The sequence below is a fragment of the Alkaliphilus crotonatoxidans genome (assembly GCF_054658015.1).
Map to the genome: position 1 here is coordinate 183,273 of NZ_BAAHXS010000003.1, position 25,081 is coordinate 208,353.

Here is a 25,081-nt window from a genome sequence, read left to right on the forward strand (position 1 = left end):
CCTTCATATGACACCTGTTACTTGAATGGACTTTACATGAAAAAATTTGAAAAGATAAATTTGTGTTTAATATTTATGATATCTTGCCGCATCTTCTTTCGTTTCATGAATAGTACCCCACGGATGCTCTGGTGGTGCATAAATAGAATATAATTTAAGGGGGGTGCAGCCTGTATTAATCAAATTATGCCATTTACCTGCAGGGATAAATATTGCATAGTTATCATAGACAGTTGCCTGAAAATCCAAGTGATCTTTTCGATCCCCCATTTTAACGAGCCCTTGACCTTGTTCAATACGAATGAATTGATCATGATCAGGGTGAATTTCTAAGCCTATGTCGTCTCCAACGTTGATGCTCATCAAGGTAAGCTGCAAATATTCTCCCGTCCATAAAGCGGTGCGAAAAGTATTATTTTGCTTAGTGGCCTCCTCAATATTAACCACAAAGGGTTTTGGCCCATAATCCTTCAATTTGATAAAATGTGCAGGTGCCTTTGGGCAGTATGCTGGCGGGCTCACCCAGTAAGGATAAGGATACCTTCTGTAATCGTGATACCAATGGTAGGGGCTATACATAAACTCATTCCTTTCATAGACTTTCTAATAGTATATGCTATATGTTAAGAAGCGGTGCACCAATTGGCAGAAAGTCATTCTTAACTGAATTCACCCAATACCCCGCTATGTTAATTTTCTAATATGATTGATTGAATTTTCAGTGGAATATATAAAGTCAGAAAATTTAACAATTGAAATTTTCATTTAGTTGAAGCTATAATTTATTATATAAGATAATTCTGTATTTTCAAACGAATACTTAAAGTTGTTTAGCCCATACGAAGGGGTTGATGAGCTTGCTGTCTAAGCTAAGGGAATTTAATACATTACGCAATCAAATGGTATTCCTATTCTTAATTGTCATGGTAATCGTATTGTTTTTGATTAGTATGAGCACCTTTAGAATTGTTGCCAATCTATTGAAGGATAACGCTGAAATACAGATCCAGGAAACAACTGTACAGGTTAGTCAGCGTATAGACACCTTGTATCGTCAGATCGATATGATTTCCAAACAGGTCATTACAGATTCCTATGTACAGCAGCTGGTTTTGGATGAGGCCGAGGGAAGGACGGTAAATTTTGCCAAGCGTCAGGATTTGATGAAGGTTTTGAATAGCTACCAGGCCTATGCCGACGGAGTTCATTCCTTTGAGCTGTACATAAAGGACGAGAGCAGGCTGTTTCCGTTGAATGGAACCCTTTTGTCCAGCAGAATAGAAGCAGCGTGGATAGAAGAAGCAAGAAAGGGAAAGGGAAAGCTTGTGTGGATTGGCAGGGATCCAAAGGAGCCAAGCCTGTTTTTGGGGATTCGTCAAGTTAGTTTAATGGATCGTTGGTTTTCCAATGGAGGTTATTTAATCACCCGGGTAAATTCAGATTATTTCAGAATCAAAAATGAACATGAGGGTGGGAAGTACACGGAATATATGATAATTGTTGATCAAAATAATCTCCCTGTTTTCACCAATTACTATGGAGGGATTGAAGAAATTGCTGTGGGAAATCAAAAAAATATAAAAATCAATGGACTGGACTACATTGTATCAAGGGAGAAATCCTACATAACAGGATGGACAACCGTCATCCTAACACCGGTCAACACCTTAATGGGTGGCCTATCTGTTCTTCGAGCTGCCATTTTATTTTCAGGGATCATCGGATTTATTTTATTTTTTCTTTTATCTTTTTTCCTTTCAACCATGATTACACGGCCTATTTTAAATCTGATTAAAACCATGGGGAATGCTAAGCTGGGGGGCTTAAGACCCACTGCAGAAAAATCATCGACTGCGGAATTCTCAGAATTAAATAAAACCTATAACGAACTGGTGGAAAACACCAACCATTTAATCGGGGTCGTCTATGAAAAGGAGCTGCTCCTCAGTCAGGCTGAGTTAAAGGCCCTGCAGGCCCAAATTAATCCCCATTTTTTATATAACACCCTAGAGGCGCTTTATTGGTCACTGGAGGAAAAGGATGAAGAATTGGCGGAGCTGGTGGTGGCCATGTCTGATCTGTTCCGCTATACCATCAGCAATTCCCAAATGGATGAGTGGGTAATGGTAAAAGAAGAACTTCAGCATGTGGAACGATATTTACACATTATGAAAATGAGATTTGGGGATCGCTTAACATGGCAGGTTTCCTCCCCTCCCGATTGTGAAATTAAAATTCCGAAATTATTAATACAGCCCCTGGTGGAAAACGCCATATTACATGGAATAGGCAATAAAAATGGACAGGGCACCGTGTCAGTCCTTGTGGAGGATATGAAGGCAGTCTCCAGGCTATTCATTAAGGTAATCGATGATGGGCCCGGGATAGAGGAAAAGACACTTCAATTGATCATGCAATCCCTAAAGCAAGGGAAGATGACATCTTTGAAGGGAAACGGTATGGCCATTAGCAATGTACATAAAAGACTGCAATTATATTTTAAGGGCTACGAAAAAAGCGGACTGATCATCGACAGCAAGCCGAATAAAGGAACCAGCATAACCTTTGAAATTCCCTATGGAGGAGGAGTTTGATGATTCATTCAAAAAGGATTTTGATTGTTGATGATGAACCAAAAACAAGGGAAGGCTTAAAAAAAACACTGGGCATATGGTCGGAGGGGCGGTATGAGATTCTTTCGGCAGAAAGTGCCAAAGAGGCAATGGGAGTGATCGAGAGACAGGGGGTTCATCTACTTATAACGGATATTTGTATGCCTGAAGTTTCAGGCTTGAAAATGCTGGAGGAATTAAACAAAAAGAATGGTAAATTAGTGGTGATCATCTTGTCAGGCTTTCCTGAATTTGACTATGCCCAGCAGGCCATTCAGCTGGGAGTAATAAACTATTTACTGAAGCCCATCAATAAGAGCAAATTAATTGAAGCGGTGGAAAAGGCAATGGAGGTAGAAGCCAGGCAGGAGCGGGCAGGTAAGATGGAAAAATTTGTGGATGGTCAATTGTTAAACCTTAGGAACGAAGATTCAATTCAATCCCCTGTCAGAGAAGCAATTCGTTTTGTCGACGAAAATATTAAAGGCCAGTTAAGCCTGAAAAATGTTGCCAATCACGTACACTTAAATGCCAACTATTTAAGTGTGTTGTTCAAAGAACAGACCAATTTAACATTCAGCGAATATGTCACCCGGCTTAGATTAGAGAAGGCAAAAAAACTACTGCTGACGAGTCATTTAACCGTAGAGGATATTGCCAATGAGGTGGGGTATCAGACATCTAAATATTTTATCAAGGTATTTAAAGCCTCTGAGGGAGTGACTCCCTATCGATTTAGAAAAATCAACAATGGCGATCTAATCCAATGAAAGTGGTATTTTCCCCAATCACTGTTCCTTGTTTCATCCTTTTTGGGGTGCTAGACTGATAAATGTAAAGACTATTCTGAAAAAGTGAGGGGGTTAATCATGTTTAAGAAAACGTATTCATTCATCTTCGTAATGACGTTGTCGATTATTCTTGTTTTAGCAGGGTGTACCGCTCCTCAGGACACCGGCAATCAGCAGAATGAGGAAGTCCTTGGGGAGCCGGAAAATGTAACTATTAACTTTATGCATTTATGGCCTGCAGGAAGCTCAAGACAACAAAACTTAATTGTCAATGAAATCATTGAAGAATATCAGGATGCTAATCCACACGTAAAAATCCTTCAAGAGGTATTGGAAAATGAGCAGTACAAAACCAAGCTGCAGGTTATTTCAGCCTCAAACGAGCTGCCCGATGTCGGCATGACCTGGCCTGCGGGTTTTATGGAGCCCTATGTCAAGGGAAATCGTTTTACACCATTGAATGACATACTGGTGGGGGACCTGAAGGAGTCCTTCATCGCCGGTACCACAGAGGCCTACGCCGTTGACGGGAAAACCTACGCCTTTCCGTTGGAATTAAACATTGTACCGCTTTATTACAACAAAGAAATTTTCGCTAACCATAATTTGACGGTACCCGAGACCTATGAAGACTTTAAGCATGTTGTAAAAACCCTGGTAGACAACAATGTGGTACCAATTGCCCTGGGCAATCGAGATCGTTGGACCGGATCACTATGGTACATGTATTTGGCAGACCGGATCGGCGGCCCTGAAGTTTTAACCAGTGCCATTAATCGAAGCGGTACCTTTGAAGAGGAAAGCCTGATAAGAGCAGCGGAGGAGGTTCAAAGGCTGGTGGATATGAATGCCTTTGTCAGAGGCTTCAACGGCTTGTCCAATGACGAAGGAAAGGCCGAATTCCTTAATGAACAGGCAGCCATGTATTTAATGGGCTCCTGGGAATTACCTAATTTTACAACCAACGAAGAAATACCCCAGGAGTTTCGAGATAAGGTTGGGTACTTTAAATTCCCTACAGTTGAAGATGGCAAGGGAGATATTGACAGCTGGGTAGGCGGACCCGGAGTAGGACTGTTTGTTGCTGAGAATTCTCCAGTAAAGGATGAGGCCAAAAAATTTGTTAAGTTCTTTGTGGAGCGATGGGGAGAGGAGGCCGTTACAAGGGCCGGTGTTACCCCAGCCACAGCAGTTGATACCTCAAGACTGGATTTACCGCAGCTATATATAGATGTTTTGAAGGATTTAGGAAAAGCAAGCAATATGACCCTATTTGCCGATGTACAAATGAGTGCCCCGGTGGCCCAGACCCATCTAAACATGATTCAGTCCCTTTTTGGAAAGCAAATTACACCGGAGGATTATGCCAAAAGACACGAAGAAGCCCTGGAGGCCGATGCTAATAACTAGCGGTTGAGTTATGAAAAGAGAGGACATATCAGAATGGGATATGTCCTTTCTAGTAAAGGTACATAAAGATTGCTGCCCCTATACAGAGGCCAATAATAAAGCTTCTTTAGCGGTCTTCAAAAAAATCGTAAGAAGGGAGACAAAATGTAGTGGATAAAGTCATGTCAGATAAAAGAATCATTGCCTTGTATGTGCTTCCTGCCCTGGTTCTAATGATGATTTTAGTCTATAGCCCCATCGCCATGACGGGGTATTATGGCCTGATGAAATGGGATGGCATTGGTGAGATGGAATTTGTGGGATTAACAAATTATATCAGATTACTATCGGATTCAATGTTCTGGAAAAGCCTTTACCATTCCTTTTTACTGGCTTTGTTTTCCGTCGTTAGCCTGGGGGGCTATTTAACAATAGCCTTGGTCTTATCGGGAAAAATCAAAGGGGCCAATCTGTTCAGAAAAATCTACTTGATTCCCATGCTGCTTTCCTCGGTGGCCATTGCACAACTGTGGCTGAGAATTTATCATCCCACCAATGGTGTACTCAACAGACTGCTTACCTCCCTGGGGATGAATCAAATTCCGCTGTGGCTGGCAGATCCCAATATCGTTTTATTTGCCATTTTTGTTGCCATCATATGGCAGTATGCAGGATTTTATATATTGATCTATTATGCAGCCCTAAAGAATATTCCTGAATCACTGATCGAGGCAGCCAGAATTGATGGGGCAACCCCCTGGCAAATTGCACTTAAGATTAAAATTCCCTTAATTGCCAATGTAATCAAAGTAACGGTGGTTTTGGCCGTGGTGGGGTCCCTAAAATATTTCGACCTAATCTATGTCATGACCGGGGGAGGTCCTGACGGAGCCAGTGAAGTAATGGCCTCCTATATGTACAGGCAAGCCTTTCGTTCCTATAACTTTGGATATGGTAGCGCAATCGGATTTTTTCTGTTATTAATATGCTTGATTGTCACATATTTAATTCGTAAGCTAACCGCGACCGAAGAAGAAATTCAATATTAGAGGGGGCTAAAATCGTGAAAAGTATAGCTGAAAAGAGCAGCACAGAGCGAAATACAGTCAGGCCAATGAAAAATCCTTTTCAATATTTTACGGGAAAGAGACTGGCCAAGGGAGCCCTGTATACGATATTAATTTCGATTGCGGTTATTCAAATCTTCCCATTGGTGTGGCTGCTGTTTTTCTCCCTGAAAAACAATCAGGAGGTATTTAATACAGCTCCATTGGCCCTTCCCAGAGATCCCAAGTGGGAAAATTACCTCAAGGTTTGGACAGAGGGGAATATTGGCACTTACTTTTTCAACAGCCTGTGGATTACCGTAACTGCCGTGATTATCACCGTTCTTCTGGCAAGCCTTGTAACATTTGCCATTACCCGTATGAAGTGGAAATTAAAAAAACCTGTTCTGGGATTATTCATGGTGGGTTTAATGATTCCTGTCCATTCTACCCTGATTCCACTCTTTAGCTTCTTTGTCAAAACAAAACTGATGGATAACCCACTGTCAATCGTCCTGACCTATATTGCCTTCAATCTTCCCGTTACCATTATGATTTTACTAGGCTTTTATTATGCCCTGCCCCGGGAAATTGAAGAAGCAGCCATGATCGACGGCTGTTCTGTCAATCGAATGTTCTTTCAAATCATCTTACCCATGACGGCACCTGTTATGGCAACGGCTGCCATTATCAATATGATCTATAATTGGAACGAATTTGTATTTGTAAATACCTTTATCAGCTCAGATAAATACAAGACATTAACGGTAGGCATACAAAATTTTATAGGCCAATATTCCACCGATTGGGGTGCCATTGGAGCCACATTGATGATCAGTATCCTACCAATATTATTGGCATTCTTTGTCTTAAGCGACCGAATTGTTGAGGGGATCACGGCAGGATCAATCAAGGGGTAAGGATTAGTTTAATCCACAAAGCATATAGTTAAAGGGGGATATCAATGACAATCATTCGTAATCCAATTTTAACGGGATTTAATCCCGACCCAAGCATTTGCAGGGCTAAAGAAGATTATTATATCGCAGTTTCCACCTTTGAATGGTTTCCCGGGGTCGGTATCTACCATTCAAGGGATTTAAAAAACTGGCGCCTGGTCTCAAGACCCTTAAACAGGGTCAGTCAATTGGATATGAAGGGAAATCCCGATTCCGGTGGAATTTGGGCGCCGCAGCTCTCCTACCATGGTGATCAATTCTGGCTGATCTACACCGATGTGAAGGTGGTGGACGGTCAATGGAAGGATTGCCATAATTACCTTGTGACCAGTGATTTCATAGATGGTCAATGGTCAGAGCCCGTCTATCTAAATAGCTCGGGCTTTGACCCCTCCCTGTTTCACGATGAAGACGGAAAAAAATATCTGGTGAATATGCTCTGGGATCATCGTGTCGGTCATCACAATTTTTACGGTATTGTCCTTCAGGAATACAGTGTTCAGGAGGAAAGGCTGGTGGGGAAAAAAGAAATTATTTTTAAGGGAACAGACCTAAGGCTTACCGAGGCCCCCCATTTATATAAAATAAATGACTACTATTACCTTTTAACCGCAGAAGGGGGTACCAGGTATGACCATGCAGCAACCATTGCCCGGTCTAAAAATCTCTGGGGACCCTATGAGGTCCATCCTGAAAATCCCCTGTTAACCTCATGGCCCTATCCCCGTAATCCTCTGCAAAAGGCAGGCCATGCCTCCCTTGTAAAAACCCATACAGATCAGTGGTTTTTAGTTCATTTAACTGGAAGGCCTTTGCCTAAGGAGCATCAGCCCCTGTTGGATCATCGAGGCTACTGCCCCCTTGGAAGAGAAACCGCCATCCAAAGAATTCAATGGAAGGACGATTGGCCCTATGTCCTGGGCGGCAATCAACCATCGCTGGAAATTGAAGGGCCCGATATCGAGGAAGTAGAGTGGGAAAGGGACTATGAAGAAAAGGATGATTTTAATCAGGAAACCCTGAACCTTCATTTTCAGACCCTACGGATTCCCCTGGGGAATCAGATAGCCTCCCTAAAGGATAACCCCGGGCACCTTCGCCTGTATGGCAGAGAATCACTGACTTCAAAGTTTACCCAGGCCTTTGTGGCCCGTCGGTGGCAGCATTTTAATTTTATAGCAGAGACAAAGGTGGCCTTTCAACCAAGGTCCTTTCAGCAATCGGCAGGATTAGTCAATTATTATAACACCCAAAACTGGACATCGCTTCAAATAACATGGCATGAAGACAAGGGCAGAATCCTGGAGCTGATGACCTGCGACAATTTTCAATTTGATCAGCCCCTTAAGGGGAAAGAAATCGTTGTACCAGATCAGGTGGCCTACATATATCTTCGTGCTAAGGTCAATACCAACATTTATATGTATTCCTATTCCTTAGATGGGAAGGAATGGGTTACCATTCCCATTGAATTTTATTCCTACAAGCTGTCAGATGACTATATTCAAGGGGGCGGCTTCTTTACAGGGGCCTTTGTAGGAATGCAATGCCAGGATACATCCGGTGAAAATCTTCATGCTGATTTTGACTATTTTATTTATAAGGAAATATAGCACTATAATATTTTACTGAAAAACTACCTTTAAAATTAAAAATAAAGATTGGAGGAATGATCATGAATTATTTTAAAAACATTGGCAACATCACCTTTGAAGGGCCCCGTTCAGGAAATCCCTTTGCTTTTAAATATTATGATCCCGAAGGAAAGATCGGCGGAAGGTCCATGAAAGACCTTATGCGGTTTTCCGTCGCCTATTGGCACACCTTTGTGGCCGACGGCAGTGATCCCTTTGGTCAGGGAACCATGAACCGCCCCTACAGCCAATTTAACGGCATGGATTTGGCAAAGGCAAGGGTAGAGGCTGCTTTTGAGCTGTTTGAAAAATTAGATGTTCCCTTCTTTTGCTTCCATGACACCGATATCGCTCCCGAGGGAAGCAATCTAAGGGAGACCTATAAAAATTTAGATACCATCGTCGCCATGATAAAGGCCCATATGAAGACAAGTAAAACCAAGCTCCTTTGGAATACCGCCAATATGTTTTCCCACCCCCGATGGCTTCACGGGGCTGCAACGTCTCCCAATGCAGATGTATATGCCTATGCAGCAGCAAAGGTTAAAAAGAGCCTTGAAATTGGCAAAGAGTTGGGGGCAGAAAACTATGTATTCTGGGGAGGCAGGGAAGGCTATGAAACCCTGCTGAATACCAATATGAAGCTGGAGCTTGACAATTTAGGCCGTTTCCTACATATGGCCAAGGATTATGCCAGGGAAATTGGCTTCGACGCTCAGTTTTTAATAGAGCCTAAGCCAAAGGAGCCCACAAAGCATCAGTACGATTTTGACGTAGCCACCAGCCTGGCATTTTTACACGCCTATGGCTTAACGGCGGATTTTAAATTCAATATTGAGGCAAACCACGCCACCCTGGCGGGCCACACCTTTGAGCATGAGCTTCGCGTAGCCCGTATTAACGGTATGCTGGGTTCGGTAGACGCCAATCAGGGAGACACCCTGCTGGGCTGGGATACCGATGAGTTTCCCACCGATCTCTATAGCACAACCCTGTCGATGTATGAAATCTTAAAAAACGGCGGCCTTGGAAGGGGCGGGCTCAATTTTGATGCCAAGGTAAGGCGGGGCTCCTTTGAACCAGAAGATCTGTTCCATGCCCATATTGCAGGTATGGATGCCTTTGCCCTGGGGGCAAGGGTTGCCCAAAGGCTAGTTGAAGACCAGGTACTGGATACCTTCATTGATGAGCGATACGGAAGCTATAAGGAAGGCATTGGCCTGGATATCGTTGAAGGCAGGGCCGATATCTATAGGCTGGAGGAATATGCATTACAGCTTGGCGAGATACAAAACAGATCGGGCAGACAGGAAAGGCTCAAGGGCCTAATCAATCAATATTTGATTGAGTCATTTCAATCATCTCGTTAAGGGGGAATCAAGATGAAATATGTAATCGGTATCGATCTCGGAACCAGTGCCGTCAAGGTACTATTAATGAATCAGGGGGGAGAAATTTGCCTGGAGGTTTCCAGGGAATACCCATTAATTCAAGAAAAATCAGGCTATAGTGAACAGGACCCCAGGGAATGGGTGGATCAAACCACCATGGCCCTAAGGGAACTGGTGAATCAGCTCGATGAAGACAGCAATTGTATTGAAGGTATCAGCTTTTCAGGTCAAATGCACGGCCTTGTGCTGTTGGATCATGAAAACAACCTGCTTAGGAACGCAATTTTATGGAACGATACCAGAACCACTGCCCAATGTCAGGAAATTTACAATACCGTAGGGAAGGAAAGGCTTCTTGAAATCACAAAAAATGTTGCCCTGGAAGGCTTTACATTACCAAAGCTATTGTGGGTAAAAAAACATGAGCCGGAAATCTATCAAAAAGCGGCTGTGTTTATGCTGCCAAAGGACTATCTCAGGTATGCCATGACAGGGCAAATCCACAGTGAATACTCCGATGCCGCCGGAACCTTAATGCTGAATGTGGCCGAGAAAAGGTGGAGTGAGGAAATTTGTGAGCTGATGGGGATTGATCCTAAGCTCTGCCCACCCCTGGTTGCCTCCCACCAATTCGTAGGAACCATAACCGAGGATTTTTCCAAAAGAACAGGGCTGGCCCCCACCACCAGGGTGTTTGCTGGAGGGGCCGACAATGCCTGTGGCGCCATTGGCTCAGGAATTTTATCGGATGGAGTCACCCTATGCAGTATAGGAACCTCAGGAGTGGTGCTTTCCTATGAGGAAAGAAGCGACCGGGATTTCAATGGCAGGGTACATTATTTCAATCACGGAGAAGAAAAGGCCTTCTATACCATGGGGGTGACCCTGGCGGCGGGCTATAGTCTGAGCTGGTTCAAAAATACCTTTGCTCCGGGAGAAACCTATGAAACCCTTTTAAAGGGATTAGGGGATGTTCCCATTGGCGCCAATGGCTTGCTATTTACCCCCTACCTGGTGGGAGAAAGGACCCCCCATGCCGATGCCGTCATTCGGGCCAGCTTTATTGGAATACAGGCCTCCCACAAAAGAATTGATTTTGCCCGGGCAGTCATTGAAGGAATAACCTTTTCTCTGAATGAAACCATAGAAATCTTTAGAGAAAGGGGCAAGGCCATTGATACCGTCATTTCAATAGGTGGTGGTGCCCAAAATGATATCTGGCTTCAAATCCAGGCCGACATTTTTAATGCAGCCATTGTCAGGCTTTCCAGTGAGCAAGGGCCTGCTGTGGGAGCCGCCATGCTGGCTGCCTGGGGCTGCGGCTGGTATGAAAGTCTTCAGCAATGCGCCAAGATGTTTATTACTTCATCCAAAACATTTCAGCCTATCCCGGAAAATGTTGAAAAATATAAAGAAATATATGGTCTCTATAAAATGGTCTATCATCAGACCAGGGTAATCAATGAAGGGCTGGAGAAATTCCGTCACAATTAACAAAGCCTTGCTGGACTTGGGGGGGATAAAGTGGAAGTTAACTGGGTAAACAGTAAATTTTATACAGCCTGTCAATGGATTTGCCAGCTGGCCTGTTTAAATCTGCTCTGGATTTTATTTGCCTTTGGGGGCTTGATCATATTTGGGCTGATGCCAGCCACGGCAGCGATGTTTACCGTCTTAAAAAGGTGGGTCATGGGGGAAGCCGGTATTCCATTATTGCGAACCTTCATCACAGCCTACCAAAAAGAATTTATCGGGTCAAACCTGCTGGGGCTTCCTTTCGCAGGGGCTGGGTATATAATCTATTTTAACTACAACTTTTTACAGGTAATGGATGGGCCATTTCAGACTGTTTTGCTGGTCAGCCTGATTAGTACCACCATCCTTTATCTGATTACCGCGGCCTTCATTTTCCCTGTTTATGTACATTATGACCTCAAGCCCCTGCAATATATCAAGGTGGCTTCTGTTATCGGCATACGTAGCCCCCAGATGATTCTGATACTGGTATTGGGCCTTGTACTGCTGTATCATCTCTTTTATTTCATTCCAGGGCTGATTCCCTTCTTTGGCATGAGTGCCACCGGGTTAATTGTAATGGGGTGTGGAACCAGGATATTAGTGAGGGCTGAAAAGTAAAAAATAACAGAATACAAAGGAGGCAGGAGAGCAATCTTCCTGTCTCTTTTTCAGCTTGATTGACTTATAAAAAAATTCAGTAAATTCTACTTTACACGAAATATGTACGTATGATATGATAAATTTGTACAGATAAGGAGAGAGGATATGAATAATTTCAACAAGCATAATCTGAATGAACCAAAATATAAGCAACTCATAGATTATATTATCCAATACATAAAAAATGGCGACCTGAAGCCCCATGACAGAATCTTTACCGAGCTTGAATTAATGGATAAATTTAAAATAAGCAGGCATACGGTTCGAAAGGCCTTCGACCATCTGGTAAATGAAGGCTGGCTTTATAAGGTACAGGGAAAGGGAACCTTTGTGTCTTATCCATCAGATCATTTTAAAGGAGACGGGAAGCTAATTGCGGTGGTAACAACCTATTTGGGAGACTATATTTTTCCCGATATTATTGAAGGCATTGAAAATGTTTTGACTCAAAATGAATACAGCATTATTTTAGGCAACACAGATAATAAAATTGAAAAGGAACGGGTGGTATTGAAAAACCTTTTGTCTAACAACCTTCAGGGCTTAATCACAGAGCCTACCAAAAGTGTTTTTTCCAATCCCAATAAGGATATATACCAGCAGTTTATCAACCGGGGAATTCCCATCATCTTTATTAATGGCTATTACGAAGAAATGGAGTCCTCCTATATCATTGAGGATGATATCCACGCCGGTTATATTGCTACGAAACACCTGGTGATGGAAGGCCATAAAAAAATCGGCGGCATCTTTAAAAGTGACGACATGCAGGGTCACAGGCGGTACCAGGGCTTTGTAAAATGCCTCAGGGAATTTAATATCGAGATTCCTGAAAAAAGCGTGATCTGGTATAGTACAGAGGATAGGGATGATTTCTTTAATGATCAGGATTATATCAAAATCCTGTTAAGGAGGCTCAACAGCAGCAGTGCAGTGGTATGCTACAACGACCAAATTGCAGTAAGGCTGTTGGAAATACTAAAAAACAATGGCATCAGGGTACCAGATGACTGCTCCATTGTTAGCTTTGACAATTCCAATATTGCCCATACCGCAGAGGTAAAATTAACAACAGTTGCCCATCCCAAGGCAGCCCTGGGTGAAAGGGCCGCCCATGCGCTATTAGAGCTGATTAAGGATAAAGGATTGTTGATTCAGGAAAAGATGCAGCCCAAATTAATTGTAAGGGAGTCAACAAAGAAAATATAAAAAATTTACTTATAGATGTACGTACAATTTTAAGGTAATATACAATGATATGCGCACATATTATATTTTATTCATTATTAAAAATAAATTTAAATTAGGGGGTATGCAAAAATGAAGGGTTCAAAGCCTCAAATTGGGTTACTGGGAATTATGCAAGAACTATATGATGATATGATTCCAGGCATTACAGAGCATCAAGAGGGCTACGCAAGGGAAATTGTGAAGCAGCTTTCCGATGAAGTTGAGCTGATCTTTCCCAGGGCGGCCAGGAACAGGCAGGATATTGAGGAGATCGTTAAGGAGTTTAATTCTAATAATTTAGATGGGATTATGATTGTCATGCTGACCTACGGGCCGGGCCAAAGAATTGTTAGGGCATTGCAAATGAACCGGCTGCCATTGTTATTGGCAAATATTCAACCGGTACCAAGTGTTACGGACCAATGGAACATGGATGACCTTACCTATAATCAGGGAATCCATGGTGCCCAGGATACCGCCAATGCCATTTTAAGAACCTATCAAAAGCCCTGTACCATCATATCTGAAGATTGGCGCTCAGAAGCCTTCAAGGCCTATGTAGCTGATTGGGCAAAGGCTGCCCAAACTGTCAATGAGCTAAGGAAAATGAAGGTTGCGATTTTTGGAAGAATGGAGGGCATGGGGGATATTACCACCGATGATTCGGCATTTTTAAGGAAAATAGGTCCCCAGGTTTGCTATGAAGATATTGGGCAGGTATATCGAAATATGGAAAACGTTTCCCAACAGGAAATTGATGAACAAATAAAAAAGGATTATCACAATTTCATCATTGATCCTAAGTTAAAGCGGGAAAACCACGAATATGCCGTTAGAATGCAGTTGGGCTTTAAAAAATTACTGATGGAAAAGGGATATAGTGGCTTTACGGCCTATTTCAATGTATTCAAGGGAGATGGACGATTCAGACAAATACCTATGCTGGCAGCCTCCAATCTGATGGCCGAAGGCTATGGCTATGCAGCAGAGGGAGACAGCATTACCTGTTCCCTGGTGGCGGCAGGCCATGTACTTCAAGAGAATGCCCACTTTACTGAAATGTATGCCATGGACTTTGAAAAGGGGTCTATGCTGATGAGCCATATGGGGGAAGGAAATTGGAAAATAGCAAAAAAGGTTGAACTGCGGGATCGGGTGCTGGGTATTGGCAATCTGGATAATCCCCCCACAACAGTATTTATGGCAAAGCCCGGTGAGGCAACCCTTGTTTCTCTGGTGCCCCTATGGGGAGAAAAATATAGATTGGTTGTATCCTACGGTGAAATTCTAGAAACCGAGGAAATCCCCTTTATAGAAATGCCCTATTTCCACTACAGGCCGTCCACAGGGGTTTACGAATGTAATAACAATTGGTTAAGAAATGGTGGAACCCATCATCAGGTATTACATCTTGGGGATTTAAGAAGAAGATGGCAATTTTTATGCGACATACTGGATATCGAATACGTTGAAGTATAGATTAGGCTGTGTCTGAATACTCAAGGGTGCAGATTTCACTGAATTTATGTTCCAAGCAAGGCGGTTTTTTCAAGGCATACCAGGGGTACGTCAAGAAAAGCAACGCTGCGTGGGACAAAAGCGGTGAAAGATGCCCTTGAGTGGATTTTCAGACACGCCCTAGGAAGGGGAGGGAGCGTTGATGAGTAAATATGCCATTGGTGTTGATTTCGGAACCCAGTCGGGAAGGGGAGTCCTTGTCAATATCAAAAATGGTGAGGTGCTGGCCAGCGCTGTTTATCCTTATCGCCATGGTGTGATAGATGAACAGCTTCCAGGAACCAATATCAAATTAGAGCACGACTGGGCACTACAAAATCCAGATGACTATCTGGAGGTACTTCAAAAAACCATTCCAGCCATAATCGATCAGGCAAAGGTTGATATTGACGATATTATTGGTCTGGGAATCGACTTTACCTCCTGTACTATGATGCCTGTGGCAGAGGATGGCAGGGTACTGTGTCAGCTGGAAGACTACAAGGATCATCCCCATGCCTGGGTAAAGCTGTGGAAGCATCATGCAGCCCAGGATGAAGCAGATAAGGTTAACAAAATTGCATCGGAAAGGGGAGAGGAATTTTTAAAAAGATATGGCGGCAAAATTTCCTCAGAGTGGTTAATACCAAAGATTTTGCAAATATTAGATGAAGCCCCTGAAATATATGAAAGGACCTATAGCTTTATGGAGGCCACTGATTGGGTAACGATGCAGCTTACAGGGAATTTTATAAGAAACAGCTGTACTGCCGGATACAAGGCCATTTGGCATAAGCAAAAGGGCTTTCCTCAAAGGGCCTACTTTAAGGCATTAGACCCTCGCCTGGAAAACCTTGTTGAGGAGAAATTAAAGGGTGAAATCAAACCAATAGGTAGCCGGGCCGGAACCCTGACGGAAGCCATGGCCCAAAAGCTGGGGCTAAGGGCAAAGGTTTGGGTTGCCGTTGGAAATGTCGATGCCCATGTATCGGCACCGGCTGTTAATGTTGTTGACCCTGGTAAAATGCTGATGATTATGGGAACCTCCACCTGCGATATTTTATTGGGGGAAGAAGAAAAAATAGTTGATGGTATGTGTGGTGTGGTAGAGGATGGCGCCGTGGCGGGCTACTATGCCTTTGAGTCCGGTCAATCGGGCGTTGGTGACATATTTGAGTGGTTTATCTTAAACTGTGTCCCCAGCCATTATACAGAGGAAGCTAAAAAAAGGGGCCTGAGCCTTCATCAACTCCTTGAGGAAAAGGCCAGCAGGCTAAAGCCAGGGCAAAGTGGCATATTGGCCCTGGATTGGTGGAATGGAAATCGTTCCGTTTTGGTAGATACCAATTTAACCGGTTTATTCCTGGGGATGACCCTTTTAACCAAGCCGGAGGAAATGTATCGGGCCTTGATTGAAGCAACGGCCTTTGGAAAAAGAATCATTATTGAGGCCTTCAGGGAAGCCGGTGTTCCTGTTAATGAATTATATGCCTGCGGGGGATTGCCCGAAAAGAACAAAATGCTCATGCAAATCTATTCCGATGTTACCAATATGGAAATCAAACTGTCTGCCTCTGATCAAACTCCAGCCCTTGGTGCAGCCATGTTTGGGGCGGTGGCCGCCGGCAAGGAAAACGGTGGTTATGAGTCTATCGTAGAGGCGGCGAAATATATGGCAAGGGTGAAGGATGAAAGCTATAAGCCAATTCAGGAAAATGTTGAAGTATATGACCAGCTGTACAAGGAATATAAAAGGCTCCATGATTATTTTGGCAGGGGTGAGAACGATGTCATGAAGCGTCTGAAAAGGATTAAATCAGAAGCTCTAAGACCAAGGGGGAGCTTAACATGCTAGCAAAATTAAAAAAGGAAGTATTAGAAGCCAATCTGGAATTAGTGAAAAGAGGCTTAGTTGTCTATACCTGGGGCAATGTCAGCGGTATTGACAGGGAAAATAATTTAATTGTGATTAAGCCCAGCGGCATCAATTATGAAGATTTGACAGCAGATAAAATGGTTGTGGTAGACCTTCAGGGGCAGGTGGTTGAAGGGTCCTACAAGCCCTCCTCGGATACAGCCACTCATTTAGAGCTATACAAAGCCTTTGAAGAAATTGGCGGTGTGGTACATACCCACTCAGAATGGGCAACGAGCTATGCCCAGGCAGGTGTGGCCATAGAACCCCTGGGAACCACCCATGCAGATTATTTTTATCAGGCCATTCCCTGTACAAGGGATCTGCACTCCGATGAAATTCAGGGTGACTATGAAAGAGAAACAGGGAAAGTCATTGTGGAGACCTTTCAGGAATTGAATCCCATGGAGGTTCCGGCGGTACTGGTCAAAGAACACGGCCCATTTACCTGGGGAAAAACAGCCCATGATGCCGTATACCACGCTGTGGTTCTAGAGGAAATTGCCAAGATGGCCTACAAGACTACGATGATAAAGAGCAATCATAATCAATATAAAATGAATCAGGATTTACTAGACAGGCACTACTTGAGAAAGCATGGCCAAAAGGCTTATTATGGCCAGGGATAAGTTTTTATATTAAATTTTTTCACCTGCTGCATAGTTCGTCAAACAAGGGAAAAGGTGAAAATGAAATAAAGTAATTACCAATTAAAAAAGGGGGATTTTTGAGTGAAAAAGGTATTGGTTTTAGTAATGATTCTTGTTTTGACAATATCAATTGCGGCCTGTGACAGTGCAGGTGGTGCAGATGTTGGAATCTCAATGCCTACTAAATCATCATCCAGGTGGATCAGTGATGGCGAGAGCATGGTGAAGGAAATTGAGGCATTAGGCTTTAAAGCAGACTTGCAGTATGCCGAGGACGTTGTAGAAAATCAGGTGGCACAAATCGAAAATATGATTACCAAGGGCGTTAAGCTATTGATCATTGCGCCCGTTGACGGAGAATCCTTAACCGATGTTCTACAGAAGGCCAACGATGCCGGTATTCCTGTGATTTCCTATGATCGACTGATCAGAAACAGTGACCATGTCAGCTACTATGCAACCTTTGATAATTTCAAGGTGGGGGTTCAACAGGCAACCTATATTGAAGAGGCCCTGGATTTAAAAAACACTGAAGGGCCCTACAACATTGAATTATTTGGTGGATCGCCGGATGACAACAATGCTTATTTCTTCTACGATGGTGCCATGTCTGTTCTACAGCCCTATATTGATGAGGGTAAGCTGGTCATTCGAAGCGGGCAAACAGGAATGCAGCAGGTGGCTACCTTAAGATGGGACGGTTCCCTGGCTCAGGCCAGAATGGATAATCTTTTAAGTGCCCATTATACTACCGAACGGATCGATGCAGTTTTATCACCCTATGATGGAATTAGTATCGGCGTAATTTCTTCCCTCAAGGGGGTTGGGTACGGCAGTGCAGCTCAGCCAATGCCTGTGGTAACGGGTCAGGATGCCGAGGTCGCCTCTGTGAAATCAATTATTGCCGGGGAGCAAACCATGACAGTATTCAAAGATACCAGGGAATTGGCTAAAAAAGCTGTTTCCATGGCAAAGGCCATCATGAGTAATGAGGAAGCCGAAGTAAATGATACAACTACCTATGAAAATGGTATGAAAATCGTTCCCGCCTATTTGCTGGAGCCTGTTTCAGTAGATAACACAAACTGGGAAGAAGTGTTGTTGAACAGCGGCTATTATTTAAAGGATCAGCTTCAATAGCATTTTTAACATTTAAGATAATTTAGTGATGATTTTTTAATCATCACTAAATTATCTATTACATGATAGAAAGTTGGTGTGATATGCCGGATTTCATTTTAGAAATGAAAAATATTACCAAGACATTTCCAGGTGTTGTGGCACTGAATAATGTGAACCTACAGGTGAAGGAAGGTGAAATTCATGCGCTGCTTGGTGAAAATGGTGCGGGAAAATCAACCTTAATGAAGGTGTTAAGCGGCGTATATCCCCATGGAAGCTACACGGGAGACATTCTCTTTAATGGCCAGGTTTGTGAATTCAGGGATATTAAACAAAGTGAAAATTTAGGGATCGTCATCATTCACCAGGAGCTTGCCTTAATACCGTATTTGTCCATCGCAGAAAACATTTATCTGGGAAATGAACAGGCTAAAAGGGGAATGATCAATTGGCATGATACAATTGTCAAAACCAGAGGGCTAATGAAAAAGGTGGGATTGGATGAATCCCCCAATACCTTGATTACGAATATTGGCGTTGGTAAACAGCAATTGGTTGAAATCGCCAAGGCTCTGTCTAAGGAGGTAAAGCTACTGATTTTGGATGAGCCCACCGCTGCTTTAAATGATGAAGACAGCAATAATCTGCTAAACCTAATTTTAGAATTGAAGAAACAAGGAATTACCTCCATCCTTATTTCCCACAAATTGAATGAAATTGCTAAGGTAGCCGACTCTGTCACAATACTGAGGGATGGAAAGACCATTGAGACCTTGGATTTTAAAAACGATAAGGTGGATGAAGACAGAATTATCAAGGGGATGGTGGGAAGGGATCTAACCCATCGCTTCCCAGAAAGGGAAGGCATTATTGGTAGTACAGTATTTGAAGTGAAAAATTGGAATGTATTTCATCCGCTGCATGAGAACAGAAAGATCATTCACAATGTAAGCTTTCATATTAAACAAGGAGAAATTGTGGGTATTGCAGGCCTAATGGGATCGGGAAGAACAGAGCTGGCCATGAGTATTTTTGGCAGAGCCTATGGAAAAAAGATCAGCGGCGAGGTTTACATAAATGGAAAGCCTGTTCATTTGACTGATATCAATCGAGCCATTGACCATGGGCTGGCCTATGTAACGGAGGATAGAAAAAATTATGGGTTAATTTTAGAGGACGATATTAAGCGAAATATTACCTTAACCAATTTATCAAAGATATCCAGCAAATATGTTATCAATGAAAAAGAAGAAATTAAAGAAGCCGAAAGTCTTCGCAAAAAGCTGAACATTAAGGCCTCCAGCGTAATCCAAAAAACCGTCAATTTAAGCGGTGGAAATCAACAAAAAGTAGTGTTGAGCAAGTGGATTTTTGCTGAGCCGGAGATTTTATTTTTAGATGAACCTACGAGGGGAATCGATGTGGGGGCTAAATTTGAAATCTACACAATTATTAATCAGTTGGCCGATGAGGGTAAGGCAGTGTTATTTATCTCCTCTGAGCTACCTGAAATACTGGGAATGTGTGATCGAATTTATGTAATGAGTGAGGGAAGAATCACCGGCGAACTGACCCGCCAGGAGGCTACTCAGGAAAAAATAATGAAATATGTAATCAGAGAACAGCAGGAGGTGGAAAGCTATGTATAGTCTAAATAAAAAAGAATTTAAATACAATATTAAACAATATGGTATGGTAATCGCTCTAATTTCAATTATGGCATTCTTTGCAATTTTCACCGGGGGTATTTTGTTAAGGCCATTGAATATTACCAATTTGATTCTCCAGAACAGCTATATTTTAATACTGGCCATAGGGATGCTACTGGTCATTATTACAGGCAATATTGATTTATCCGTCGGCTCGGTGGCCGCCTTTGTGGGGGCTGTTGCGGCGATTTTAATGATCAATTTACAGTTGTCCTTTCCCGTGGCTTTCTTTATTTGCCTGCTGCTTGGAGCCATAATTGGTGCCTGGCAGGGGTTTTGGATTGCCTACATAAAAATACCGGCATTTATTGTTACCCTGGCTGGGATGCTGATATTCAGAGGGCTAACCATGGTGACATTACAGGGAATGTCCTTGGCCCCTTTTCCTGTTGCCTTTCAGAGAATCAGCTCTGGGTTTGTAACAGACTTCTTTAACGGAAGCTCCCTGAATATTACAACCCTGATTGTGGGGGTACTATTGTCCCTGGTGTACATAGCCTATGAAATCAGAGAGAGAAACACTAAAATAAAATATGAATTCGATGTTATTCCTATGGGCTTGTTGATTGTAAAAATAAGCGGAATCGTAGGTGCCATAAATGTATTTGCCTTTGTTCTGGCACAGTATAAGGGTATTCCCAACATTTTAATATTATTGTTTTTCCTGGTGGCGGTCTATAGCTTTATCACATCTAAAACAGTAATCGGTCGTCATATCTACTCCGTAGGGGGCAACCAGAAGGCAGCAAAGCTGTCTGGGGTAAAGGTGGAGCGAATCGTATTTTTGGTTTATGTCAATATGGGAATTTTATCGGCCCTTTCGGGTCTCGCCTTTGCTGCCAGATTAAATGCAGCTACCCCCAAGGCCGGGGTGGGGTTTGAACTGGATGCGATTGCTGCTGTTTTCATAGGCGGGGCTTCGGCTTCCGGTGGAATTGGAACGGTTATTGGAGCCATCATCGGTGGTTTGGTTATGGGGGTTATGAATAACGGTATGTCATTAATTGGCATTGGAATTGACTGGCAGCAGGCAATTAAGGGGTTGGTTTTACTATTTGCTGTGTGCTTCGATGTGTTGACTAAATCTAAATCTAATTAAACGAATAAGCTATAAAATCCCAAAAGAGAAGCCCAGCCCCGAAGGCGTATTTGAGAACCCAAGGCTGGGCTTTCGAGACGGCGAACCGATAGGGTCTGATTACATCAATATAAGAAGAGACTTCATAAAATCTCTGAGAAAGGAAAAAGTTCAATGGATTTAAAACATGAGCTGCGGCAAGTCTTTATCAAAATTTTTGAAAATCATGACACGCCCAGGATTTTTTTTGCTCCTGGAAGGGTCAATTTAATTGGTGAACACACTGATTATAACGGAGGCTGGGTTTTTCCCTGTGCCTTAAGCCTGGGTACCTATTGTGCGGCATGCAAAAGAGACGATCAGCTGATTAGGGTATACTCAACGAATTTTGAGGAAATGAAGATAATTGAATTTTCTATTGAAGATATAACCTATATTGAAAGCCATGATTGGGCCAACTACCCAAAGGCGGTTGTCAAAGCCCTTCAAGAGCATGGCTATGGCATAAATCGGGGCTTTGATGCCTTATATTATGGAAATCTGCCCAATGGAGCAGGCCTATCTTCATCCGCTTCAATTGAGCTGGCCACCGCCGTCATGCTCAAGGAACTATTTAATCTGGAAGTAGATATGATTACCCTGGTAAAACTAAGCCAAAGGGCAGAAAACCGCTTTATTGGTGTAAATTGCGGTATGATGGATCAGTTTGCGGCAGGTATGGGAAAAAAGGGTAAGGGAATCCTTTTGAATTGTAAAAGTCTGGAATACAGATATGCCGCCGTGGCCCTTAAGGACCATTCCATCCTCATTGCCAATACCAATAAAAAGCGGGCCTTGTCTGAATCGAAATATAATGAAAGACGTAGGGAGTGTCAGGAAGCCCTGGAGGATTTAAAGGTTAAATTTAATATTGCCTCCCTATGTGAATTGACGACAGTGGATTTTCAGGAAAATCAAATGCTGATCAAGGACGAAAAAATAAGAAGAAGGGCAAAGCATGTCATTTATGAAAATAGCAGAACCTTGCAGGCCTACAATGCTATTGAGAAGGAAGACATTTTTCAGTTCGGAAGGCTATTGAATGAATCTCATCAATCCTTGAGGGATGATTATGAGGTTTCCTGTTTTGAATTAGATACCCTGGTGGAGCAGGCCCTGTTGAATGGCGCAATTGGCGCTCGAATGACGGGGGCCGGCTTTGGAGGCTGTACCCTTAGTGTTGTAAAGAATGCTGAAATTGATAGCTTTATTGAGGCCGTTGGGGCAGCTTATGAAAAAAAAATCGGCTATCAGGCGAGCTTTTACATTGCTGTCATTGGCGATGGTGCTGGAGAAGTCAAGTATGGTGAAGGGGTGATAGGATGATATTAGTTTGCGGCGGTGCAGGTTATATAGGAAGTCATACGGTCTATGAACTGATGGATAGGGGAGAAGCCGTTGTTATTGTAGACAATTTAGAAACTGGACACAGGGAGGCCCTTCATCCTGATGCGTTATTTTTAGAAGGAGACATTCGAGATAGGGAATTTTTGCAAAGGGTATTCAGTAATCATTCCATTGAAGCCGTCATGCACTTTGCCGCCCACTCCCTGGTGGGAGAAAGTGTAGAAAATCCCCTTAAATATTATGACAACAATGTTCATGGAACCCAGGTGCTTCTGGAAAAAATGAATGAACATCAGGTTGCAAAAATGGTGTTTTCCTCCACTGCGGCAGTCTACGGAGAGCCCCAGCAGATTCCAATACAGGAGGAGGATCGGACGAAGCCTGCCAATCCATACGGGGAAACAAAGCTGGCGGTGGAAAAAATATTGAAATGGGCAGATCAGGCCTATGGAATCAAATATATCTCCCTTCGATACTTTAATGTAGCCGGAGCCCATCAAAGTGGGGAAATAGGAGAAGACCATCAGCCGGAAACCCATTTGGTTCCATTGATTTTACAGGTCCCCCTGGGGAAAAAACCGCATATTACCATATTCGGAGACGACTATGACACCCCCGATGGAACCTGTATAAGGGATTATATCCATGTGACGGATTTAGCCCGAGCCCATATTTTAGCCCTGGAAATGCTACGAAAACACCCAAAAAGTAATATTTACAACTTGGGGAACGGAGAGGGGTTTTCTGTAAAGGAAGTGATAGAGGCCGCCAGAAGAGTAACAGGGCACCCCATACCCCAGGTGGTTGCCCCAAGGAGGGCCGGTGACCCTTCTAAATTAGTTGCATCGGCCCAAAGGGCCCAAAAGGAGCTGAGATGGAAGCCTCAATTCGTAAGCATGGAAGAAATCATACAAAGTGCATGGCAGTGGCATCTCAAGAAACCTCAGGGCTTTGATAAATAGGAGTGATGACATGTCAGTAAATATATATTATGAAATTTCCAGGCTAATCAGCTATGGCCTCAAAAAGGGCCTTATTAGAAATGACGATGTGGTCTATACACAAAACAGAATTTTAGAGGTGTTAGACCTAGATGAATTTCAGGCCTGTTCGGTGGAGGAAAGGCAGGAAAATCCATCGGATATATTGAATAATATACTGAAGTGGGCCTGTGAAAATAATAGGTTGATTGATCCATCCAATATTGAAAAGGAGCTGCTGGATACCAAGCTGATAGCCTGCTTGATGCCAAGGCCTTCCGAAGTAATTGCTACCTTTCAGGAATATTACAGGGAAGATCCCCAAAGGGCCACCGACTATTACTATAAGCTAAGTCAAGATTCCAATTATATCAGAACAGACAGAATCAAAAAAAACCAGGCCTGGAGAACCCAAACAAAGTATGGTGAATTAGATATTACAATCAATCTTGCTAAGCCGGAAAAGGACCCTAAAGAGATAGCTGCTGCCAGGGAAATAAAGTCGTCGGACTATCCCAAGTGCTTGCTATGTAAAGAAAATGAAGGCTATAGAGGCAGAATCAATCATCCCCCAAGACAAAATCATAGAATCATTCCCCTGGAGCTTAATAATGAAAGATGGTATTTGCAATATTCGCCATATATTTACTATCATGAGCACTGTATAGTCTTTAAGGATCAGCATGAACCAATGAAGATATCAGGGGAAACCTTTGACAGACTCTTGGAATTTACAGAAAAATTTCCCCATTACTTTATCGGGTCCAATTCCGATCTTCCGATTGTAGGGGGCTCAATACTATCCCATGATCATTTTCAGGGGGGCCACTATGAATTTGCCATGGCCAGGGCACCGCTGAAATATAAAATGCAAATAAAAGGGTATTCAGATGTTTTGGCCGGGATAATTAAGTGGCCCATGTCTACCATCAGACTAAGGGGAGCAGACAGATTCAGGCTTTCCCACGCTGCTGAGCATATTTTTGAAGGCTGGAAAAATTACAGTGACATGGAACTCGACATTTTAGCCCATACCAAAGATTTGCCCCACAATACCGTTACGCCCATTGCCAGAAGGCGAGGAAGCCTTTTTGAGCTGGATTTGGTCTTAAGAAATAATCGAACCAATGAAGTATATCCCGCTGGTATTTTTCACCCCCATCAAGAGGTACACCATATAAAAAAGGAAAATATAGGGCTAATAGAGGTAATGGGACTGGCGGTGTTGCCACCCAGGCTCAAGGATGAAATCAAGGCTCTGGGAAAATATTTGATCAATACTCAGCTTGATATCAGTAAGGACAAGGCGATGGAAAAGCATTTTGACTGGTATCAGGAGCTTTTAAAAAAACATCAAAATATAACAGAGGCCAACGTCACAGAAATCTTAAAAACAGAAGTTGGCAATAAATTTGCCCTGGCGTTGGAGCATGCCGGCGTATTCAAGGACAATGCAGAGGGGGATGAAGGGTTTTTTAGGTTTATAAACTCACTGAACGGATAAGGAGAAGAAG

General features: G+C 42.9%; 20 protein-coding genes. 19 read left to right on the forward strand and 1 reads right to left on the reverse strand.

Annotated features, from left to right (window positions below; all coding sequences use genetic code 11):
- Positions 1-66: 66 nt before the first annotated feature.
- Positions 67-474, reverse strand: a complete 408-nt coding sequence (locus tag ACYQ1I_RS01845; RefSeq protein ID WP_459761883.1) for a cupin domain-containing protein — start codon at positions 472-474, stop codon at positions 67-69.
- A 383-nt stretch (positions 475-857) separates the two neighbouring features.
- Here ACYQ1I_RS01845 and ACYQ1I_RS01850 point away from each other — a divergent pair, with 383 nt between their 5' ends.
- From ACYQ1I_RS01850 to galT, 19 genes are all read left to right on the forward strand, one after another.
- Positions 858-2,594, forward strand: coding sequence for a sensor histidine kinase (locus tag ACYQ1I_RS01850; RefSeq protein WP_459761885.1), 1,737 nt, complete (start codon positions 858-860; stop codon positions 2,592-2,594).
- On the forward strand, positions 2,594-3,382 hold the full coding sequence (locus ACYQ1I_RS01855; protein ID WP_459761887.1) for a response regulator transcription factor: 789 nt from the start codon (positions 2,594-2,596) through the stop codon (positions 3,380-3,382). The genes ACYQ1I_RS01850 and ACYQ1I_RS01855 overlap by 1 nt, the downstream gene beginning before the upstream one ends.
- A gap of 99 nt (positions 3,383-3,481) precedes the next feature.
- A complete protein-coding gene (locus tag ACYQ1I_RS01860; RefSeq protein WP_459761889.1) occupies positions 3,482-4,813 on the forward strand; it encodes an extracellular solute-binding protein in 1,332 nt (443 codons plus the stop codon).
- A 161-nt stretch (positions 4,814-4,974) separates the two neighbouring features.
- Complete coding sequence (locus ACYQ1I_RS01865) at positions 4,975-5,841, forward strand: carbohydrate ABC transporter permease (protein WP_459761891.1); 867 nt, start codon at positions 4,975-4,977, stop codon at positions 5,839-5,841.
- Between the two features lie 14 nt (positions 5,842-5,855).
- Positions 5,856-6,758, forward strand: coding sequence for a carbohydrate ABC transporter permease (locus ACYQ1I_RS01870; protein ID WP_459761893.1), 903 nt, complete (start codon positions 5,856-5,858; stop codon positions 6,756-6,758).
- A 44-nt stretch (positions 6,759-6,802) separates the two neighbouring features.
- A complete protein-coding gene (locus tag ACYQ1I_RS01875) occupies positions 6,803-8,410 on the forward strand; it encodes a glycoside hydrolase family 43 protein (RefSeq protein WP_459761895.1) in 1,608 nt (535 codons plus the stop codon).
- 62 nt (positions 8,411-8,472) lie between these two features.
- Positions 8,473-9,801 (forward strand): xylose isomerase, encoded by a 1,329-nt coding sequence (gene xylA / locus ACYQ1I_RS01880; protein WP_459761897.1) that lies wholly within the window; start codon positions 8,473-8,475, stop codon positions 9,799-9,801.
- Between the two features lie 12 nt (positions 9,802-9,813).
- Positions 9,814-11,316, forward strand: coding sequence for a xylulokinase (xylB, locus tag ACYQ1I_RS01885; RefSeq protein ID WP_459761899.1), 1,503 nt, complete (start codon positions 9,814-9,816; stop codon positions 11,314-11,316).
- A gap of 30 nt (positions 11,317-11,346) precedes the next feature.
- Entirely contained in the window at positions 11,347-11,958 is a 612-nt protein-coding gene (locus ACYQ1I_RS01890) for a YesL family protein (protein ID WP_459761901.1), read from the forward strand.
- 147 nt (positions 11,959-12,105) lie between these two features.
- Positions 12,106-13,209 carry a GntR family transcriptional regulator gene (locus tag ACYQ1I_RS01895; protein ID WP_459761903.1) on the forward strand — a complete coding sequence of 368 codons (1,104 nt, stop codon included), beginning with the start codon at positions 12,106-12,108 and terminating at the stop codon, positions 13,207-13,209.
- Between the two features lie 111 nt (positions 13,210-13,320).
- Positions 13,321-14,709 (forward strand): L-fucose/L-arabinose isomerase family protein, encoded by a 1,389-nt coding sequence (locus ACYQ1I_RS01900; RefSeq protein ID WP_459761904.1) that lies wholly within the window; start codon positions 13,321-13,323, stop codon positions 14,707-14,709.
- Between the two features lie 181 nt (positions 14,710-14,890).
- The gene (locus ACYQ1I_RS01905) at positions 14,891-16,582 is read left to right on the forward strand and encodes a ribulokinase (protein ID WP_459761906.1); all 1,692 of its coding nucleotides are present in this window, start codon (positions 14,891-14,893) and stop codon (positions 16,580-16,582) included.
- Positions 16,576-17,271 (forward strand): L-ribulose-5-phosphate 4-epimerase, encoded by a 696-nt coding sequence (locus ACYQ1I_RS01910; protein ID WP_459761907.1) that lies wholly within the window; start codon positions 16,576-16,578, stop codon positions 17,269-17,271. Before ACYQ1I_RS01905 ends, ACYQ1I_RS01910 begins: the two co-directional genes overlap by 7 nt.
- A gap of 102 nt (positions 17,272-17,373) precedes the next feature.
- Positions 17,374-18,432: a multiple monosaccharide ABC transporter substrate-binding protein gene (chvE, locus tag ACYQ1I_RS01915; RefSeq protein WP_459761909.1), complete on the forward strand. Its 1,059-nt coding sequence runs from the start codon at positions 17,374-17,376 to the stop codon at positions 18,430-18,432.
- A gap of 62 nt (positions 18,433-18,494) precedes the next feature.
- Complete coding sequence (mmsA, locus tag ACYQ1I_RS01920; protein WP_459761911.1) at positions 18,495-20,063, forward strand: multiple monosaccharide ABC transporter ATP-binding protein; 1,569 nt, start codon at positions 18,495-18,497, stop codon at positions 20,061-20,063.
- Positions 20,056-21,222 carry a multiple monosaccharide ABC transporter permease gene (mmsB, locus tag ACYQ1I_RS01925; RefSeq protein ID WP_459761913.1) on the forward strand — a complete coding sequence of 389 codons (1,167 nt, stop codon included), beginning with the start codon at positions 20,056-20,058 and terminating at the stop codon, positions 21,220-21,222. The genes mmsA and mmsB overlap by 8 nt, the downstream gene beginning before the upstream one ends.
- Before the next feature lie 153 nt (positions 21,223-21,375).
- Positions 21,376-22,566 carry a galactokinase gene (locus tag ACYQ1I_RS01930; RefSeq protein WP_459761915.1) on the forward strand — a complete coding sequence of 397 codons (1,191 nt, stop codon included), beginning with the start codon at positions 21,376-21,378 and terminating at the stop codon, positions 22,564-22,566.
- The gene (galE, locus tag ACYQ1I_RS01935; RefSeq protein ID WP_459761917.1) at positions 22,563-23,549 is read left to right on the forward strand and encodes a UDP-glucose 4-epimerase GalE; all 987 of its coding nucleotides are present in this window, start codon (positions 22,563-22,565) and stop codon (positions 23,547-23,549) included. The genes ACYQ1I_RS01930 and galE overlap by 4 nt, the downstream gene beginning before the upstream one ends.
- A gap of 10 nt (positions 23,550-23,559) precedes the next feature.
- Positions 23,560-25,071 (forward strand): UDP-glucose--hexose-1-phosphate uridylyltransferase, encoded by a 1,512-nt coding sequence (gene galT / locus ACYQ1I_RS01940; RefSeq protein WP_459761919.1) that lies wholly within the window; start codon positions 23,560-23,562, stop codon positions 25,069-25,071.
- The last annotated feature ends 10 nt before the right edge of the window (positions 25,072-25,081 follow it).